We start from the raw sequence: 16,989 nt of genomic DNA, 5'->3' as shown, positions 1-16,989 counted from the left end.
CGCGGGCTGCCCCACCGCGTGCTGAAACTGATTAACAGATTCCAGCACAACGTCCGCGACCGATGAATGCTGCTCCGACTATCAACACCAAGACGAGCGCTGTTGGCTCGGGAACGGCTTGCACCGCTGCCAGCGCGCCGCCGTTGTAGGCCGCTTGCCAAGCAGCAAGATCGCCCGTGCTGTATGGAGTGGGAGACTCACCTCGTTGCCATGCCAGGAAATCCCGGCCCGTCACGACGCCGTCGCCGTTGAAATCACCAGGTAAGCTGTCGACGACTTCGCTAATCAAACGGAAGTTATCAATCTGGTAGATGGCTCCTCCATCTGTGCCGGTTCCTAAGATGATGCCCAACTGCTCTGTCCCTTCGAGCAGACCAACATCGGTGAGATAAATCAAATTCTCGGGATCGCCGTTATCGACAAAATCTGCGAGGTCGAAAATCAATGTCTGCGTCGTTTGCTCTGAAGCTTCTACGAGGTCAAAGCCGGGCGACGCAGCTTGATAGTAGTTGCCCGATTCATCTTGGAACGCGAGCCAGAGGTTTGAATAAGTTGGACTGATGGGAAATTGATCCTGGAACGTAATATCAATCGCGATGCGGCTCGCAGCGTTGACGCGATCCACCAAATCGTCGATCTTCGCTTGATCCGACGGAGTTGTGGTGGCGTCGAGGGTGTACGCGCTGCCCCAGGAAAATCCATCTGCCAACGGCGTGCGATCGATCTGCAAAGCCGAACTTCCATCCGTGGCACCCGTGCTGGTAATCGATAGGGGCGTTGCGGGACTTGCGGTCGGATTCTGCGCCCAACCCTCAAATCTCTCATCAACACTGGGAGTTGCCGGATTATCGGGTGTCTCCCAAGAAAACAAGGTGTGCTCTTCAAAGACAGGAACACCGGTGAACTTGATGTTGTCGATCGCAAAGTCGACCGTACCACCCCAACTGCCGTTGGATTGAAAGCCAATGTCAAAAAATGTCGATGCGCTCGATAGCGTTAATGTTTTGGTGGGACCAAAGGGAATCGCTACGTGCACTGAGGTTGGTCCTGTCGAAGTTAGCACGGCACCATCAGCGGTGGCTCCTCCGCTAAGTGCTGGCCACGACCCAAATCCCGAATTGCCATTAATGAAGGACCCAGTACCGTAGCCTTTAAAACCACCACCACCATCCGTACTGCTGTTGACGAATAACCCGAGCTGAATAAAGCCATCCGTTGCAGCGCTGAAATCCCAAGCCAAATCAAACTCCAGCTTAGGTGTTCCACCGCCCCCGATCACGCTGCCAGCGAGATCAAAAGCGGCAAATGCCTCGGCAAAGCCTTCGGTGGCCGGACCGAAATTCGGCGTGGTTGCAATGTTATTCTTGAACCCCGACGTGACGTTATCAATGAGCAAGGCTTTCGTGCCATCGGTCGCCCCAAAAGTGGATTGCACTAAGGTTTGAGTAGAGCCCGTTGTCCACGGAATGATGTCACTCGCGTTTTCAAAGGAAAAGATTGCAGGTTGAGCCTGAACAACAGAAGCCGCACATAAGACGACTGCTAAGCCGGTCGCGGAAACGCATTTCTTGAAAGATCGAATCATTGTCAATTACTCCCTCGTAATCCGTTGCACCCTAGATGTTGGTCCGCCACGGCCTGCTCAGAACAGTTCCGTTTGAATTTATGCCTTACGTAAGAATCGATTTGCAAACACCGGCCCTGGTGCCCTCACACGAGGGCCGGTGCAAATTTCCAAACCACTATGCCTTCTTCATTCCACGTCGCCCAAGCAGGGCTACGAAAGCCAATCCGACGAGCGAAACAGTTGCTGGTTCGGGAACAAAGAAGCGAATGTTATCCACGTTCATGATGAGATTCTGGGGATGGCTGAACAAATTGAGCCCCACCAGATCCACCGCGTTCATGTTGTTCATGCCCGCCAACGACCAGGTCACATCGTGAAACTGGCCATCGATGGGGATCGATTGGCCCGAGCCACCGTCAATGCCTTGGAAGACAAAGTTGTTAGCTTGAATGTAAGCGCCCATGCCAACCGTGCCGCCGCCGTCGAGGGGATCGGTGGCCGAAACCGTGAACGTGACGTACTTGTAGTTGGAAACGTCCGTTGCCCGGCTGTTGAATGTGTTGCCATTCCACGCCGTGCCGTTACCCCAACCAATGGCTGCCCCCTCTGAACCACCCAAGTCGGTCCACTGCAAGGATCCGGTACCTGCTGGATTGTGAGAAAGCCCCACCTGATTGGCGGCGCTGCCATTATTGCCTAGCACAGCTGTCCGATCGAAGTTGACGATTGCCGTCTGCAGGCCACCATCGCCGGTGCCGGTTTCGTGGGTGATCAAGTCGCGAGAGCTCAGCGGCGTGCCCCCGGCACGAACTTCGCGGAGCGTCCAGGTGACGTTCCCTTCGGCCGCGTGATCAAAGACGTTGAAACCAATCGTCCGTAAGTAGACGGATTGGGCAGGAGACAATCCCGTGAGCGGCACTTGATAGGTATTCACGCCTGGCGAGACATTCAGATTGGCGAGCGTGACGTAGTTGAAGCCGGTAGAAGCTTGAACGTAAAACTGTACGCCAATATCGCCGACGCCCGAGTGACCAAGATCAAACTCCAACCAATCGAGACCGGTTACGTCGGTACCGCCGCTGGAGCCCGTCGCGGATTCGCGAACGCGGTTGCCGCCATCACTAAAAGCAATCGTTGAACCGGCAGCGCCAGTTTCGGTCAGCGTGAGCTCACCAAAAGTCGCATTCGAGATTGTGGCCGTGTTCGTGCCGAAATTCTTCACCCAGTTTTCAATATTCGGCGAAGCGTTGCCCGTATTGTCCCAGGTGTACAAGGCGCTCGGCGCTTGCGCCCGAGCCGCACTCGAAATAGAAAGCGTCGCTGCGACAACGAGGCCCAAACAGAGGCCCTTGCGCAGAACGTGACACAGGTGTTTCTTCATTAGAACTCCTCCCTCAAGGTGCTGAATGAATCTCAAAAAGACCAGCAATTTAGAAAAGTTGGGGATCAGGCAGCTAAAATCTGCTCAACTACTTGACCTGCCCGATTTTAGGCACGGTTTTTCTGCTTTGTCAACTATTTTAACAACGATTTTGAGGTTTTTTTACGCATACCTTGAATATCTCACACTGGGCAATGCGGCATCGTGCAAGCATGCACCCTAAGTCAATTTGCCAAAAGCAGATAGCGCGTCAGGTCGCTTAGCTGGCTTGAGACGTTGAGCCACGAACAATCAGGTCCGCCCCCACGCGGATCGTCGTCGGGGGGTGATCGGCGAAGTCGCCATCGAGCCGATCGAGGATTAACTGTGCCGCGCGACGGCCGATATCTTTGGGCCGTTGGCGCATCGTGGTGAGAGGGGGCCGCAAGCTAGCAGCGAAATCCAGATCGGCGAAACCCACGACCGAAAGATCCTCAGGGATGCGCAGCCCCAACTTCGTGGCGGCTTCATAGATATAGAGTGCTTCGTGATCGGTGACGCAAAACACCGCCGTGGGCCGCGGTTCTTGCCGCAAAATCTCCTCGGCGATCTCGGGGCCGTCGGTGCCCCAAGGATTGAGCCGCCAGCTTTTGATTATCACTTCGGGGTGATCGGCCAGCGCTTGCTCGAACGACTCGCGGCGACGCACAGCCCAAGCTTGCCAGGCCGTTTCGCGCGACGACAAACAAGCGATATTTTTGTGTCCCAGCGACAATAAATGCTGCGCCACGGCCTTCGCACAGCGTTGTTCGTCGGTTTCAATCGAATCGGCGATCTGTTCTTCGGAGAACTCGTGATCGACCACGACCACCGGCACGCGGCGTTCTAAAAGCTCGCGAAAATGCTCGTAGTAAGCCACTGCGAACGACGGCCAAAGAATCAATCCATCCACGCGGCGATCCAGCAAACGGCTGATCTGCCCGAGCCCTTGGTCGTCGTCCTTTTCGAAGTGGGGCATCTCCTGGCAATCGCCCACCCAGACCGTGATCGGCAAGTAGTCCGCCCCCGCCAGCACCAAATGAATCCCTGCCAGCACGTCGACCCAGAAGGAATCGTAGGGTGGGATCATCACGCCGATCATCTTTGTGCGACCAGTTTGCATCCCGTTGACGAGCAGGTTCCGCCGCCAGCCAAGTTGGCGCGCCGCATCTAAGACACGCTGGCAGGTTTCCTCGCCGAAGCGATCGCGCTCTCCACGCAAAATTCGCGAAGCGGCACTCATCGAAACATTGGCCGCTTGGGCGACATCTTTTAAACGAGGCGCGGACGAACCAGACATGGAAACCACCAACTGCGAAAAACAACGGGGATATCCCCGCCATGATCCACCAGAAGAGTAGCCGTGACAACTGCATTGGGGCGCGGGAATGCCGCGAGACGGATGCTCAACTACTTGAACTGTCTGTAGTTGGCTGTTAAAGTAGTTGATAGGTTGGTGACAAATGGTCACTGTGCCTGGAATTGATGGCCTTCTCGGAACATCGCTGCTCAAGTAATTGAGTTGAAGGGCATCATTCACTCCTCGTGATGTGTGCGCTGCTCGCGGTTCAATTCCCGCAGAACGCTTAGAAGTTGGCCAGCGAGGCGCGCTGAAGTTCCCCAGAGCTATAGCCAAGAACTAGAGCCAAAAACTAGAGAGAGAGCTTTGCGACAATACGTCATCAAGTTGTCGCACGGATAGGATGGAGAGTTCGATGGATAAATCTTCGCAACCTGGAAATGGTGCAGCCGTGGCGACACCCGCCAACCGTGAGACGACTCGTAAGAGCGTGCAAGCTCCGGCTTCGATTCCTTGGCAACAACGTCCCGCGGGTTGCAAAGATGTTGTCTGGCGGCATTCGGAAAATCCAGTCATCGGCCGTCACTACATTCCCGGCGCGCAAGGCATTTACAACAGCGCTGTCGTGCCATTCGGCGATGGCTTTGCCGGCGTGTTTCGTGTTGAACTGCGTTCACGCTATCCGCATCTCCACTCCGGTTGGAGTGAAGACGGACTCACGTGGCATATCGAGCCGCAACAAATGCGCTTCGTTAACGATCCTGAAGGGATTCACGTTAACGACTACGCCTACGACCCACGTGTCTGCAAGATCGAAGACACCTATTACATCACCTGGTGCGGCGGGCATAATGGCCCCACCATCAGCGTCGCCAGCACGCAAGATTTTGAGCGGTTCACGCTGCTGGAAAATGCGTTCCTACCGTTCAATCGCAACGGCGTGCTGTTTCCGCGCAAGATCAACGGCAAGTTTTTCATGCTGAGCCGTCCCAGCGACAATGGCCACACTCCGTTCGGCGATATTTACGTCAGCCAAAGCCCCGACATGATTCACTGGGGCAAGCATCGCCTCGTGATGCGTAAGGGTGGCGATCATACCGGCCAATGGTGGCAGCGAACCAAAATCGGCGCGGGTCCCATCCCCATCGAAACCGAAGACGGCTGGCTCATGATCTATCACGGAGTGATGGATACCTGCAACGGTTTCGTGTACAGCATGGGCGCTGCGATCCTCGATCTCGACGAGCCTTGGAAAGTGCTTTACCGCACGAACCAGCACTTGCTCACGCCCGAGGCCGATTACGAAGTCTTTGGCCATGTGCCGAACGTGGTGTTCCCTTGCGCGGCGTTGTGCAATGTCGAACAAGATAAACTCGCGATATACTACGGTGCAGCTGACACGGCTTCATGCGTGGCTTATGCCCACGTAAGCGAGCTGTTGGCGTTCACCAAAGAAAACTCGGCCGTGTTTTGATCGCGGCCCTTTTCGGCGATGGCACCAGCGGTCAGGATGACACACACTTTTCTGTTCTATTCTCTTGTTTGGCGATGAGGTCGTTCCACGCGATCCATGGTTGATCTCAATCTCCACACAATCGATCTGGCAATCATCTTCGGCTATATTCTAGCCACGATTGCGATCGGCTTTTGGATCTCAAAGAAGGCCTCCAAAAGCATCGACAACTATTTTCTCGGCGGGAACACGATTCCCTGGTACATGCTCGGCTTGTCGAACGCCTCGGGCATGTTCGACATCAGCGGCACCATGTGGATGGTTTATCTGCTGTTTGTTTACGGAATGAAGAGCGTTTGGATCCCTTGGTTGTGGCCCACTTTCAACCAGATTTTCATGATGGTGTTTCTCTCGATCTGGTTGCGGCGATCGGGAGTGATGACCGGTGCCGAGTGGATTCGCTTTCGCTTTGGCGATAGCCGGGGCGCGCAGCTGGCGCATTTGATCGTCGTCGCCTTCGCGCTGGTGAATGTGATCGGCTTCCTGGCTTATGGTTTCATCGGCATCGGCAAATTCGCCGCTGCGTTCTTGCCCTGGCAGCTTTCGGAAGACCCCGCCACAAACGTCAACTACTACGGCTTGATCATTACCGCGATCACCACGGTTTATGTCGTCAAAGGAGGCATGTTCAGCGTTGTCTTCACCGAAGTTCTCCAGTTCTTCATTATGACCGTGGCCTGTATTTGGGTCGGCATCATCGCGATCATAAAAGTCTCGCCGGAGACTCTGGCGAAGGTTGTCCCCAACGGCTGGGAGGATATCTTTTTTGGCTGGCATCTCAACCTCGATTGGTCGGGGAAACTCGACGCGGCCAACAGCAAGATTGCGGCCGATGGTTGGGAGTTGTTCGGCTTGTTCATCATGATGACGCTCTTCAAGGGCGTGTTGCAAAGCCTGGCGGGACCCGCACCCAACTACGACATGCAACGTGTACTGTCGGCGAAGACACCGCGCGAAGCTGCCTTGATGAGCGGTTTCGTGAGCCTGGTGCTGCTGATCCCACGTTATATGTTGATCGCGGGGCTCACGGTGCTTGCGCTCGCTCACTTCACCGACGAGCTTGCCGCGCAAGGGGAATCCATCGATTTCGAACTGATCCTGCCGCTCGCGATGCGCGAGTTCATTCCGGTCGGACTGCTAGGGCTACTCATCTCAGCCCTACTGGCGGCATTCATGTCGACTTATGCGGCCACGGTCAACGCCGCCCCCGCGTACGTCGTCAACGATATTTACAAGCGTTACATTAATCCCAATGCCAGCGAAAAAACGTACGTCCGCGCGAGTTACGCGACTTCGCTGATCGTGGTCATCATAGGAACAGGATTTGGTTTTCTCACGAATTCGCTGAACGACATCGTGCAATGGATCGTCACGGCACTCTACGGCGGTTACGCGGCGGCCAACATGCTGAAATGGATTTGGTGGCGATTCAACAGCTATGGATACTTTTGGGGCATGGCGGCGGGAATGTTAGCCGCGGGGTTTGTTCCGCAAGTCACGACGCTGCTCGCCGAGAACAACGTCATTCCTTCTCGGCCCGCCGAGATCTTTCTGTTCCCTGCAATCTTGCTGATTTCGCTTGTCGGCTGCATTTTGGGGACTTTGCTTACCCCACCTGATGATTTGGAAACCTTGAAAAACTTTTATCGCCGCGTCAGACCCTGGGGTTTTTGGAAACCAATCCACGATCTTGTCGCCCAAGAAAATCCCGAAATTCTCGCGAATCGCGATTTCAAGCGTGATGCGTTCAACGTGGTGGTCGGCATTGTTTGGCAAGTCGCTTTGACGGCCGCGGGAATCTACATCGTTCTTCAAGATTACCGTTCGCTGGCCGTGACCATTGCTATCATCCTTGCCACTTCATGGATTCTGAAGCGAAGTTGGTATGACCAGCTGGTCGACTTTCCTCCTGATCTCAACACGACGCGTCAGTCCGCCTCATCCCCATAGATAGGGCCGTTCCATGCTCCGGACATGTTTGTTTATTTGGAGTTGCTGCTTCTCGTTGAGTCTTGGAACTCATGAGGTGATCGCCGAGGGCATCGAGCACTTCATCACGCGAGATGGCGACAAGCTCATGAAAGGCGACACAGAGTTTCGCTTTGTGTCGTTCAATATTCCGAATCTGCATCAAGTGGAAGACGACCTGGCCCCCGACAGAAAAGCGGCTTGGGGCTGGCCCACGGAGTTTGAAATCACCGATGCCCTAGAATCGATCAAGCAAATGGGGGGCAACGTCGTACGCACCTACGTTCTGACGGTCCGGCGTGAAGGGACCGACATGGGCGAGTTTGTCTATGTCACGGGGCCCAACGAGTTCAACGAAGAAGCGTTTCAAGTGCTGGACTTGGTGCTGAAGATCGCGCGTGAGAAAGGGATTCGCGTCATCGTGCCGTTCGTCGATCAGTGGTGGTGGATGGGAGGCCGCGCGGAGTATGCCGCCTTTCGAGGCAAGCAGCCCGACGATTTCTGGACTGATGAAGAAGTCATTTCTGACTTTGAGAACACGATTCGCTACGTGTTGAATCGCAAGAATTCGCTCACGGGCGTGGTCTACAAAGATGACCCCACGATTTTCGCGTGGGAGACAGGCAACGAAATCAAACCGCCACAAGAGTGGACCAATCGTATTGCAAAATTCATCAAAAGCATCGACTCCAACCACTTGGTGATCGACGGCAATTCGCTGCAGGGCGTCTCCCAAGAACAGCTGGACGCCCCGGACGTCGACGTGATCACGACGCATCACTATCCGCAACCGTTAGGGAACTTCATCGATCCGATTCGTGAAGCGTGGCACAAATGCCGTGGCAAGAAGCCATACTTCGTCGGCGAGTTCGGCTTTGTCCCCGCGGCGGAAGTCAAACAGGTTCTCGATCTGGTTGTGAATGAAGGGATTAGCGGCGCGCTCGTCTGGAGTTTGCGCTACCACCATCGCGGGGGAGGTTTTTATTGGCATAGCGAACCGCTCGGCGCGGGCGTGTTCAAAGCCTATCACTGGCCCGGCTTTGAAAGCGGCAAGCCTTACGAAGAAACAGAAACGCTCAAACATATGCGCGACGCCGCTTATGCGATTCGGGGACTCGACGTTCCTGACCTGCCAGCACCCGAGCGCCCCACGTTGCTTCCGATCACCGATCCCAGCCTGATCAGTTGGCAAGGCAGCGCAGGAGCTGCCGGCTATGATGTGCTGCGTGCAAAGAACCAGGACGGACCTTGGAACACGGTGCGCCAGAACGTCAGCGATGCCGCGTTTCCGTATGCGCCGCTGTTTCATGACGATACGGTCGAGCCCGGCGAGAGTTATTACTATGCCGTCGTCGCGCGTAATGAGTCCGGTTCGTCGAAGCCCTCGAACGTCGTTGGCCCGATAAAGGTCGTGCGGCGAACTCTGGTCGACAACTGTTTGGATTTCTCAAAAGTAAAAACCGCGGGGGACGTGAAGCTAGTCAGCGGTGAAGACCGCAAGACACGCGAAGATTTTCACCGCGTGAAGTTCGCCCCCGGCAGTTCGATGACTTATCACGTCGACGAACCGATCGCCAGCTGGTTCATCGAAACCTATTTCGGCGACGAAGCTTCGCAAATGCTGGTGAGCGCCTCGGCAGATGGCAAGATATTCGAGCCCTGCCAGACGCACTACCAGGAGTGGTCGAGCGTCAAGAACGATTACGGCTATCTCCGTCATGTTGTGATTTCGGGTGACGGCGTACCGCAAAATGCTCGCTATCTGCGGTTTGAGTTCCCCGCCGACAGTGCCAAGGATGCAACGGCCCAAATTGGCCGTGCCGTGATCCATCACGGCCAAATCGCGGAATAATCGCCCCGCAACGGGAAAATTCTTCGCTCCCGCTTTCAGGCGGGGGCTGCTAGAATCCTCAGTTTCCCATCCGCCCGCGACCTGCGCTGTATGATTGCTTCATGGATACGCTCATCGATTTGATTTTGCACCTCGACGCACACTTGGCGGAGTTCGTCGGGCAATACGGGGCTTGGGTTTACGCCCTGCTGTTTCTGATCATCTTTTGCGAAACGGGCTTGGTCATCACGCCGTTTTTGCCGGGTGACTCGTTGCTGTTTGCCACGGGGGCGCTCTCGGCTTCCGGGATTTTGAATCTCTGGGTCGTGCTTGGTTTGCTCCTGTCGGCGGCCATTCTGGGCGATGCGGTGAACTACTCGATCGGCAACTATCTAGGGCCCAAGATCTTTAAGGCGGAGGATCGCTCCGGGTTTTGGCATCGGATGCTTAACCGCGATCATTTGAACAAAGCCCACCGCTTTTTCCAAAAATATGGCGGCAAAGCGATCGTCCTCGCGCGATTCGTGCCGATTGTTCGTACGTTTGTGCCGTTTGTGGCCGGGGCTGGCAGCATGGCCTATTCCCAGTTCGTGGTGTTCAACGTCCTAGGCGGCATCTTGTGGGTCGGCATCTGCACATTGGCCGGCTATGCCTTCGGCAACATGCCAATGGTGAAGAACAATTTCACCGCCGTTGTGATTGGCATCGTCGTGATCTCGCTGCTCCCCATCGTTTGGGGCTACCTGATCAGCCGATTGGCCCGCGAGGAATTCAGTAAGCCCGAATGAGTTGACCATGCCAGGGCAAATCACAACGGCTTCCCACGGCCACCTTCTCACCAACACGGCAGTTTGGTCCCCCGACAGCCAATGGATCGTCTACGATGTCCGCAGCGATCTCGCGGGGACATTGTTCGATGGCACACGCATCGAGCGAGCGAATATCGCCACGGGCGTAGTCGAAGTTCTCTACGAAAGCCGTCACGGCGCGTGCTGTGGTGTGCCGACTTATCATCCGACAAAAGAAAAGATTGTCTTTATCTTGGGGCCGGAACATCCCACGCCCGATTGGCAATACTCGTTCTGCCATCGGCAAGGGGTGATTGTCGAAACCGATCGCCCGCAAGTGATTCATACTCTCGATGCCCGTGATCTGATTGTTCCCTTCACGCCCGGCGCGCTGCGCGGAGGATCGCACGTTCACGTTTTCAGCCCTGATGGCAAATATGCGAGCTTCACTTACGACGATCACATTCAAAACGAACTTGGCCGCAATCAACGCAACGTCGCGGTTGCATTGGTCGGCAAAGAGGTGAAGGTTCCTCACACGCATCCACGCAATCACGACGGCACGGCTTTTTCGGTGGTGATCACCAAAACGGTCGCCAATCCCCAGCCGGGTTCGGATGAGATTTGCAAAGCGTATGAAGATGCTTGGATCGATAGTCGTAGAATCGCCTTCTTGGGGGATGTTCTGACCGAACAAGGGGAAATCGTCACTGAGCTATTTGTCGTCGAACTTCCCGAGGATGTGACAGTCGCTGGGTTGGAACCAATGACCGGTACAGAGACAGCCCCCCCTGCTCCGCCGCTCGGCACGATGCAACGCCGATTGACGCGCACTACAACACGTAAGCATCCCGGCATTCAGGGACCACGGCATTGGCCGCGCAGTTCGATTGATGGCGAGCGAATCGCTTTCTTGATGCGCGACGATGCGGGCCACGTGCAGCTCTGGACAATCTCACCCTCCGGCGGCGAGGCGCGACAAATCACACATCACAACTTTGATATCGCCTCGGCATTCAATTGGCATCCCGATGGTGTCCACCTTGCGGCGATCGCCGACGGCAGCCTCATGTTAACAAATACAGATTCTGGCGAGTCCCGACGGCTCACCGACCCGGTCTTCGGCGAATTTTCCCCGCGGGGTGAAGCTTGTGTCGTCTCGCCCGACGGGCGGCATGTCGCTTACGTGCAACCAGTCCACCGAGACGGTGCAACGTATAACCAGATTTTCGTTGCCGAAACGGGACTTGGCTGATTCCCTCTCTACCAAGACCTTCATTTGGCCACCGTTTTGTCTACGATGAAGAGATTGCCCGTCGCTCTTCGTAGGTTGTTTCATGTCGCAGTTCACTCGTCGTCACTTTCTCGGCACGCTTTCCACCGGAGCCCTCGCCACGGGCTTGCTGACGACTCCGCGCGGCTGGGCCAATTCGGCGAGTGAGCGTTTTCGCATTGGCGTGATAGGCAGCGGCAACCAAGGGAACGTCCATTATCGCGCGCTCTCGCAACTTCCGGGCGCCGAGATTGCCTATGTATGTGACGTCGATGAAGAGCGGCTGGCCAAAGGAAAAGAAACAACCGGCGCACAAGGCGTGACCGACATCCGGCGTGTGCTGGATGACCCGAACATCGATGGTGTGACGCTCGCTCTCCCCGATCATTGGCATGTGCCAGCAGCATTGTTGGCTCTGGAAGCTGGCAAACATGTGTATGTCGAAAAGCCGGTCTCGCACAATTTCCGTGAAGGGCAATTGTTGATCGATGCCGCGCAGAAGTCCGGCAAGGTTGTGCAGCATGGCACGCAAGCACGTAGCTCGGCCGGCATTCAAGAAGCCATCAGCCACTTACGCAACGGCCTCATCGGCGACGTGCTTATTGCGAAGTGCTGGAATTGGCAGACGCGCAATTCGATTGGACATGCCAACCCGACCCAGCCGCCCGCGAATGTTGATTACGACACGTGGGTTGGCCCCGCCGAGTGGATGCCGTATCAGAAGAATCGCTTTCACTACGATTGGCACTGGTGGTACAACTTCGGCGCGGGCGATCTGGGGAACGACGGCGTTCATGAAATGGATTACGCCTTGTGGGGACTTGGCGTGACCGGCGCGCCGAAACGGATCTCGGGGATGGGGGGCGTTTATTTCTTCAACGACGACCGCCAATGGCCCGACACGCAGCAAGTCACGTTTGAATACGAAACCCCCGCCGGGCCGCGGATGCTTGTTTACGAGCAACGCCTGTGGTCCAACAGCTATCCTTACAACGTCGATTCGGGTGCCGAATTCTACGGCAGCAAGGGAAAACTGTTCGTCAGCAAACGCGGCAAGTTCGACGTGTTTGACGATCAGAAAAACCGCGTACCGGTGAAACTCGACGGCGTCGTCAAACCCGAAGTCGCGAGCCACATGCAAAATTGGATCGATACGGCGAAGAACGGAAAAACCCCCAACGCCCCGCTGGGAGTGGCCACTCAGACCGCCAGTGCCATTCACTTGGGCAACATCTCGACGCGGCTCAAACGGTCGCTGGTCTTCGACGGCGAAACAATCATCGACGACGCGGAAGCCAACGACCTGCTCGGGCGCAAATACCGCGCCGAAGGACACTGGTCGGTTCCGAAGATGAGCTAACCACAAGTAATCACCGCAAAGAACCGGACGCTAGCGCGAGCGGCTGATTTATTTCGCGGGACGGCTATCGGGGCCGTATTGCGTGCCCCACAGAAATGGCGTGCCGCGATCATCGATTCGCAATTCACACGCCAAATGGGCCTGACTGAATATCCGATCGATGGCCCCCTTAAGATATGTCTTCTTGGCCGGCACTTTCACTGGCACCTTGGCGGGATCGATCTCGAGTTTCGTCAGCATATAGTCATCCATGATCACAGGCACGGTCAGCCGCGGTGCCAACGCTTCCAGCGCGGTCGTCAGCGTGTAGCCTTCGATTTCTATCGTGAGCGGTTCATAAAGCTTCGGCACAAGCTGACGGGGCGAGCCTTCGACCTTCCAACCAATCGGCCAGGTTTCCTTATCGCGCTCATACGGCTCGATCACCAACTGCAAGCCACCCGGAATATGTTCGGGCCGCATGGCGAGATTGTCGCGACGCAGCGCAATCGCCAAAGCCGTCCCCGCGGCGAGGGTTTCCATTTCCATCGGCAACGGCTTGCCACCTTGCAGCATCAGCTCCGCAGGTGCGGTCACTTTGATCGGCAAGCGAAACTTTGTGCGGCAATGGGCAACAAGATCGCCCGTTGTTTTGCCTTCGGTTGTTATCACGATCGGTTTGGCGAGATCGGCGAGCACGGTGTGAAACTCTTGCTCGGTGAGCCGAAACGGCCCGCGGACGATTCCCTCTTCCACGATCTGAGTGGGCAAGTTCTCAAAATATTCGCGCAGCTCACTCAACTGGCTGACGCGAAACTTGCGTTGCGGCACGATGAGCTCATCTGTTTTGGTGAGGACCGCGATGACCGAAACTCGCGTCCCTTGCTCATTCATTGTTGTCGCAGGTTTTTCATCGCCGCGTGCGGAACGAATCTGCACGTGATCGAGCCCCAGCTTGCCCAATCGCTCGGCCCATTCCTGCGGCGCGGTAATCGGCACACCGGGAGCCATCGCCACCTCAATGTCGATAGCAACCTCCGCGGCGGAAAGCGTGCTACAGAGCATAGCAGTTGCTACAACACAAAGAACTTTTTTAGCGAGATCTTTCATATTCATAATTTCAAAAGAGTTAACATTGCTCTAGAAGAATTATAGCTCTTCGATAGGCCCGCAGAGAAACTAACCACAAAGGCACAAAGAAAAGCACTTTCGTATCCGGATCATTTCTCCATCCTTAGTGTTCTTCGTGTCTTTGTGGTCATAATCTTTCGGACATTTCCGCCGAGTTGCCATCCGTTTGAAATTTGCGACAATGCGTGCTTCTCATCCCCTCGGCACATAGGAGCTACCGTTCATGGCACGTCCCGTCACTCTGTTCACCGGTCAGTGGGCCGATTTGCCGCTCGATGATATGGGCCGCAAGGCTCGCGAGTTTGGTTACGACGGTTTGGAACTCGCCTGCTGGGGAGATCATTTCAACGTCGCCGAAGCGATGAGTGACGAAGGCTACGCCGATGCCAAACGCGAACAGCTCGACCGGCACGATCTGCAATGCCTAGCCATCAGCAACCACCTTGTCGGGCAAGCGGTCTGCGACACTATTGATGCGCGTCACAAGTCGATTCTGCCAGAGTATGTGTGGGGCGATGGCAATCCCGGGGGCGTCAACAAACGTGCCGCCGAGGACATGAAGAACACGGCCCGTGCGGCGCAACGGTTTGGCGTGGAAGTGGTGAACGGTTTCACCGGCTCGGGGATCTGGCCTTATCTGTATTCGTTCCCCCCCGTGCCGGAATCGACGATCGAAGCGGGCTTCGCGGAGTTCGCCAATCGTTGGAATCCAATTCTCGACGTCTTCGGCGAATGCGGCGTGCGGTTCGCCTTGGAAGTTCATCCCACCGAAATCGCTTTCGATATTTACACGGCCCATCGCGCGCTCGAAGCGATCGGCCATCGCGAAGAGTTCGGCTTCAATTTCGACCCCAGCCATCTGTTGTGGCAAGGTGTTGATCCCGTGGAGTTCATTCGCGAATTCCCGGATCGCATTTATCACGTGCATATCAAAGACGCGATTGTCACGCTCAACGGGCGCAGCGGTATTCTGTCGAGCCATTTGAATTTCGGCGATGCACGACGGGGTTGGGACTTCCGCTCACCCGGACGTGGCAGCGTGAACTTCGAGGAAATCATCCGCGCGCTCAACGATATCAATTACGCGGGGCCCTTGAGTGTCGAATGGGAAGACGCCCGCATGAACCGCGAACATGGTGCCCGCGAGGCCTGCGATTTTGTGAGAAAAACCGACTTCGCCCCCTCGAACGTGGCGTTCGATGCGGCCTTTGCCGACAAATAACGCACTGGCGGCATGCTACAATTGAGGTGTTCTTTGCCCTGCCGCTAAGCCGCAAGCGGCCGCTTGCGGCTTAGCGGCAGGTTTCATTTTTATTGAGCGCTGTATTGAAGTTTCCGCTGTCAATTTTTGTGACCTTGTTGATGGCGCTCACCTTACGCGCTGCGGCCCCCTCGGGCGAAGTTGTTTTCGTCGTTCCCGACATTTACTCCCAAACGCAACCCCGCCAAGTCACTCCCGAAAGTCGCCAACAAGCGGACGAAAGTTTTGCCCAGGCTCGCGAATTTAGCAAGCAAGGCGACGTCGGTGCCGCACTGCGAGCCGCGGCGCGAACTTTGATGTTCCACCCCGATCACGCCGACGCTCGCCGCGTCTTGGGTTATGAAAAGCATGGCGATCAGTGGGCGGGAACTTATTCCATCCGCCAGATGAAAGATGGTTTCATCTGGCATCCGAAATTCGGTTGGATCGCCGCCGAAGATGCTCCTCAATACGAAGCAGGCCAGCGCAAAATCGGCAAGCGCTGGATCACCGCCGAGGACGATGCCAAGCGTCACGCGACGATCGACGACGGCTGGCGGGTGCGCACCGATCATTTTCAAGTCACGACCGACCATAGCCGGGAAGCTGCCGCGGAACTTGCGTCACGCTTGGAAGGGATCTATCAAGCTTGGCTGCAATTGTGTGGTGCTTACTTGATTGAACCGGCGGAACTCGAAAAACGCTTTGCGGGGAAAGAGTCTTCCAGCTATCGCGGCAAACCCTTCCAGGTTGTCTATTATCGTACCCGCGATGAATATAATGATGCGCTCATCCGTCAGCAGGCTCAGATTGCCAAGACCTTGGGTATCTACTTCGACAACACGCGCACGCTGCATTTCTTTGCCGGCGAAGATCAAAGCCCCGGCACGATCACGCATGAAGCCGTGCATCAGTTTTTTCAAGAGTCAACCAAGTCGGCTCGCAACGTCGGTGGGGTCGCCAACGCTTGGATCCTGGAAGGGATCGCTTGCTATTTTGAATCGCTCACGCCGATGCAACTTGCCGCAGAGCTGCAAGCATTCTCGGTCGGCACCCCCGACACGGGCCGACTCGCAGCCGCTTACAAGAATGCAATCCAGGACGGCTTTTATATTCCGCTGGAAGAGCTCACGCGGCTGGGTACCTCCGACCTCCAGCGCCGCAGCGACATCGCCAAACTGTACAGCCAATCCGCCGGGCTCGCTACGTTTTTCATGCACTACCGCGACGGCCTGTACCGCCCTGCCCTGATGGAATATTTGCGGCTCGTCTATGCAGGCCAAGACAAACCGACTACCCTCGAAGAAATCACGGGGGTCAGCTTCGGCGAACTCGATGCCCAATACCACGAGTTCCTGAAAAGCCTGGCCACCCCCGCCAATTTGCCCCCACGAGCCACCTTACCGCGAACATCTGCCGACGAGGAGAACTCTTAAATGTTGACGATGCCCCTGCTGACAACGACCGCGTTGGCAATGCTAGCCCACGTGACCCCCCAGGAAGCCCCGGCCGGCATGCTGCTGTTCGTAGCAGGCATGGTCGTCGGCACGCTCCTGACGGCAGCGATTTTTAAGTTCCGTGCTCGTTAGAATGCCGTCTGTGGCTGGCCTCCGAAAATGTGGCTGACTTCCGAACTGTGG

Annotated in this window: 13 protein-coding genes; 9 read left to right on the top strand and 4 right to left on the bottom strand. The window is 55.9% G+C overall.

Features of this window, described 5'->3' with window-relative positions; all coding sequences use genetic code 11:
• Window positions 1-31 precede the first annotated feature (31 nt).
• The 3 genes from SH678x_RS02470 to SH678x_RS02460 all read right to left on the bottom strand — a co-directional run bounded on the left by SH678x_RS02470 (window position 32) and on the right by SH678x_RS02460 (window position 4,266).
• Window positions 32-1,585, bottom strand: coding sequence for a hypothetical protein (locus SH678x_RS02470; RefSeq protein ID WP_496921303.1), 1,554 nt, complete (start codon window positions 1,583-1,585; stop codon window positions 32-34).
• A 157-nt stretch (window positions 1,586-1,742) separates the two neighbouring features.
• On the bottom strand, window positions 1,743-2,948 hold the full coding sequence (locus SH678x_RS02465) for a PEP-CTERM sorting domain-containing protein (protein WP_496921302.1): 1,206 nt from the start codon (window positions 2,946-2,948) through the stop codon (window positions 1,743-1,745).
• Between the two features lie 259 nt (window positions 2,949-3,207).
• Window positions 3,208-4,266, bottom strand: coding sequence for a LacI family DNA-binding transcriptional regulator (locus SH678x_RS02460; RefSeq protein ID WP_496921301.1), 1,059 nt, complete (start codon window positions 4,264-4,266; stop codon window positions 3,208-3,210).
• Between the two features lie 415 nt (window positions 4,267-4,681).
• Here SH678x_RS02460 and SH678x_RS02455 point away from each other — a divergent pair, with 415 nt between their 5' ends.
• The 6 genes from SH678x_RS02455 to SH678x_RS02430 all read left to right on the top strand — a co-directional run bounded on the left by SH678x_RS02455 (window position 4,682) and on the right by SH678x_RS02430 (window position 12,999).
• Window positions 4,682-5,740, top strand: coding sequence for a glycoside hydrolase family 130 protein (locus tag SH678x_RS02455; protein ID WP_496921300.1), 1,059 nt, complete (start codon window positions 4,682-4,684; stop codon window positions 5,738-5,740).
• 96 nt (window positions 5,741-5,836) lie between these two features.
• Window positions 5,837-7,729 (top strand): sodium:solute symporter family protein, encoded by a 1,893-nt coding sequence (locus tag SH678x_RS02450; RefSeq protein WP_496921299.1) that lies wholly within the window; start codon window positions 5,837-5,839, stop codon window positions 7,727-7,729.
• Window positions 7,730-7,742: 13 nt separating this feature from the next.
• Complete coding sequence (locus SH678x_RS02445; protein ID WP_496921298.1) at window positions 7,743-9,599, top strand: cellulase family glycosylhydrolase; 1,857 nt, start codon at window positions 7,743-7,745, stop codon at window positions 9,597-9,599.
• A 101-nt stretch (window positions 9,600-9,700) separates the two neighbouring features.
• Window positions 9,701-10,366 (top strand): DedA family protein, encoded by a 666-nt coding sequence (locus SH678x_RS02440; RefSeq protein WP_496921297.1) that lies wholly within the window; start codon window positions 9,701-9,703, stop codon window positions 10,364-10,366.
• A 7-nt stretch (window positions 10,367-10,373) separates the two neighbouring features.
• Window positions 10,374-11,621 carry a DUF3748 domain-containing protein gene (locus SH678x_RS02435; RefSeq protein WP_496921296.1) on the top strand — a complete coding sequence of 416 codons (1,248 nt, stop codon included), beginning with the start codon at window positions 10,374-10,376 and terminating at the stop codon, window positions 11,619-11,621.
• 82 nt (window positions 11,622-11,703) lie between these two features.
• On the top strand, window positions 11,704-12,999 hold the full coding sequence (locus SH678x_RS02430) for a Gfo/Idh/MocA family protein (protein WP_496921295.1): 1,296 nt from the start codon (window positions 11,704-11,706) through the stop codon (window positions 12,997-12,999).
• Window positions 13,000-13,047: 48 nt separating this feature from the next.
• On the opposite strand, the gene SH678x_RS02425 is transcribed toward SH678x_RS02430, so the two are convergent.
• The gene (locus SH678x_RS02425) at window positions 13,048-14,088 is read right to left on the bottom strand and encodes a hypothetical protein (RefSeq protein WP_496921294.1); all 1,041 of its coding nucleotides are present in this window, start codon (window positions 14,086-14,088) and stop codon (window positions 13,048-13,050) included.
• Between the two features lie 244 nt (window positions 14,089-14,332).
• On the opposite strand from SH678x_RS02425, the gene SH678x_RS02420 reads away from it, so the two are divergent.
• The 3 genes from SH678x_RS02420 to SH678x_RS02410 all read left to right on the top strand — a co-directional run bounded on the left by SH678x_RS02420 (window position 14,333) and on the right by SH678x_RS02410 (window position 16,938).
• The gene (locus SH678x_RS02420) at window positions 14,333-15,331 is read left to right on the top strand and encodes a sugar phosphate isomerase/epimerase family protein (protein ID WP_496921293.1); all 999 of its coding nucleotides are present in this window, start codon (window positions 14,333-14,335) and stop codon (window positions 15,329-15,331) included.
• Window positions 15,332-15,471: 140 nt separating this feature from the next.
• Window positions 15,472-16,785: a DUF1570 domain-containing protein gene (locus tag SH678x_RS02415; protein WP_496921292.1), complete on the top strand. Its 1,314-nt coding sequence runs from the start codon at window positions 15,472-15,474 to the stop codon at window positions 16,783-16,785.
• Window positions 16,786-16,938, top strand: coding sequence for a hypothetical protein (locus SH678x_RS02410; protein ID WP_496921291.1), 153 nt, complete (start codon window positions 16,786-16,788; stop codon window positions 16,936-16,938).
• Window positions 16,939-16,989 lie beyond the last annotated feature (51 nt).

The sequence above is a fragment of the Bythopirellula superficialaquae genome (genome assembly GCF_059632245.1).
This window is presented reverse-complemented; position numbering and strand designations above follow the sequence as displayed.

What these genes read in the sequence shown, in the direction of transcription:
- SH678x_RS02470 (WP_496921303.1), bottom strand. Translation starts at nt 1,585, where the DNA reads ATGATTCGATCTTTCAAGAAATGCGTTTCCGCGACCGGCTTAGCAGTC.
- SH678x_RS02465 (WP_496921302.1), bottom strand. Translation starts at nt 2,948, where the DNA reads ATGAAGAAACACCTGTGTCACGTTCTGCGCAAGGGCCTCTGTTTGGGC.
- SH678x_RS02460 (WP_496921301.1), bottom strand. Translation starts at nt 4,266, where the DNA reads ATGTCTGGTTCGTCCGCGCCTCGTTTAAAAGATGTCGCCCAAGCGGCC.
- SH678x_RS02455 (WP_496921300.1), top strand. Translation starts at nt 4,682, where the DNA reads ATGGATAAATCTTCGCAACCTGGAAATGGTGCAGCCGTGGCGACACCC.
- SH678x_RS02450 (WP_496921299.1), top strand. Translation starts at nt 5,837, where the DNA reads ATGGTTGATCTCAATCTCCACACAATCGATCTGGCAATCATCTTCGGC.
- SH678x_RS02445 (WP_496921298.1), top strand. Translation starts at nt 7,743, where the DNA reads ATGCTCCGGACATGTTTGTTTATTTGGAGTTGCTGCTTCTCGTTGAGT.
- SH678x_RS02440 (WP_496921297.1), top strand. Translation starts at nt 9,701, where the DNA reads ATGGATACGCTCATCGATTTGATTTTGCACCTCGACGCACACTTGGCG.
- SH678x_RS02435 (WP_496921296.1), top strand. Translation starts at nt 10,374, where the DNA reads ATGCCAGGGCAAATCACAACGGCTTCCCACGGCCACCTTCTCACCAAC.
- SH678x_RS02430 (WP_496921295.1), top strand. Translation starts at nt 11,704, where the DNA reads ATGTCGCAGTTCACTCGTCGTCACTTTCTCGGCACGCTTTCCACCGGA.
- SH678x_RS02425 (WP_496921294.1), bottom strand. Translation starts at nt 14,088, where the DNA reads ATGAAAGATCTCGCTAAAAAAGTTCTTTGTGTTGTAGCAACTGCTATG.
- SH678x_RS02420 (WP_496921293.1), top strand. Translation starts at nt 14,333, where the DNA reads ATGGCACGTCCCGTCACTCTGTTCACCGGTCAGTGGGCCGATTTGCCG.
- SH678x_RS02415 (WP_496921292.1), top strand. Translation starts at nt 15,472, where the DNA reads ATGGCGCTCACCTTACGCGCTGCGGCCCCCTCGGGCGAAGTTGTTTTC.
- SH678x_RS02410 (WP_496921291.1), top strand. Translation starts at nt 16,786, where the DNA reads ATGTTGACGATGCCCCTGCTGACAACGACCGCGTTGGCAATGCTAGCC.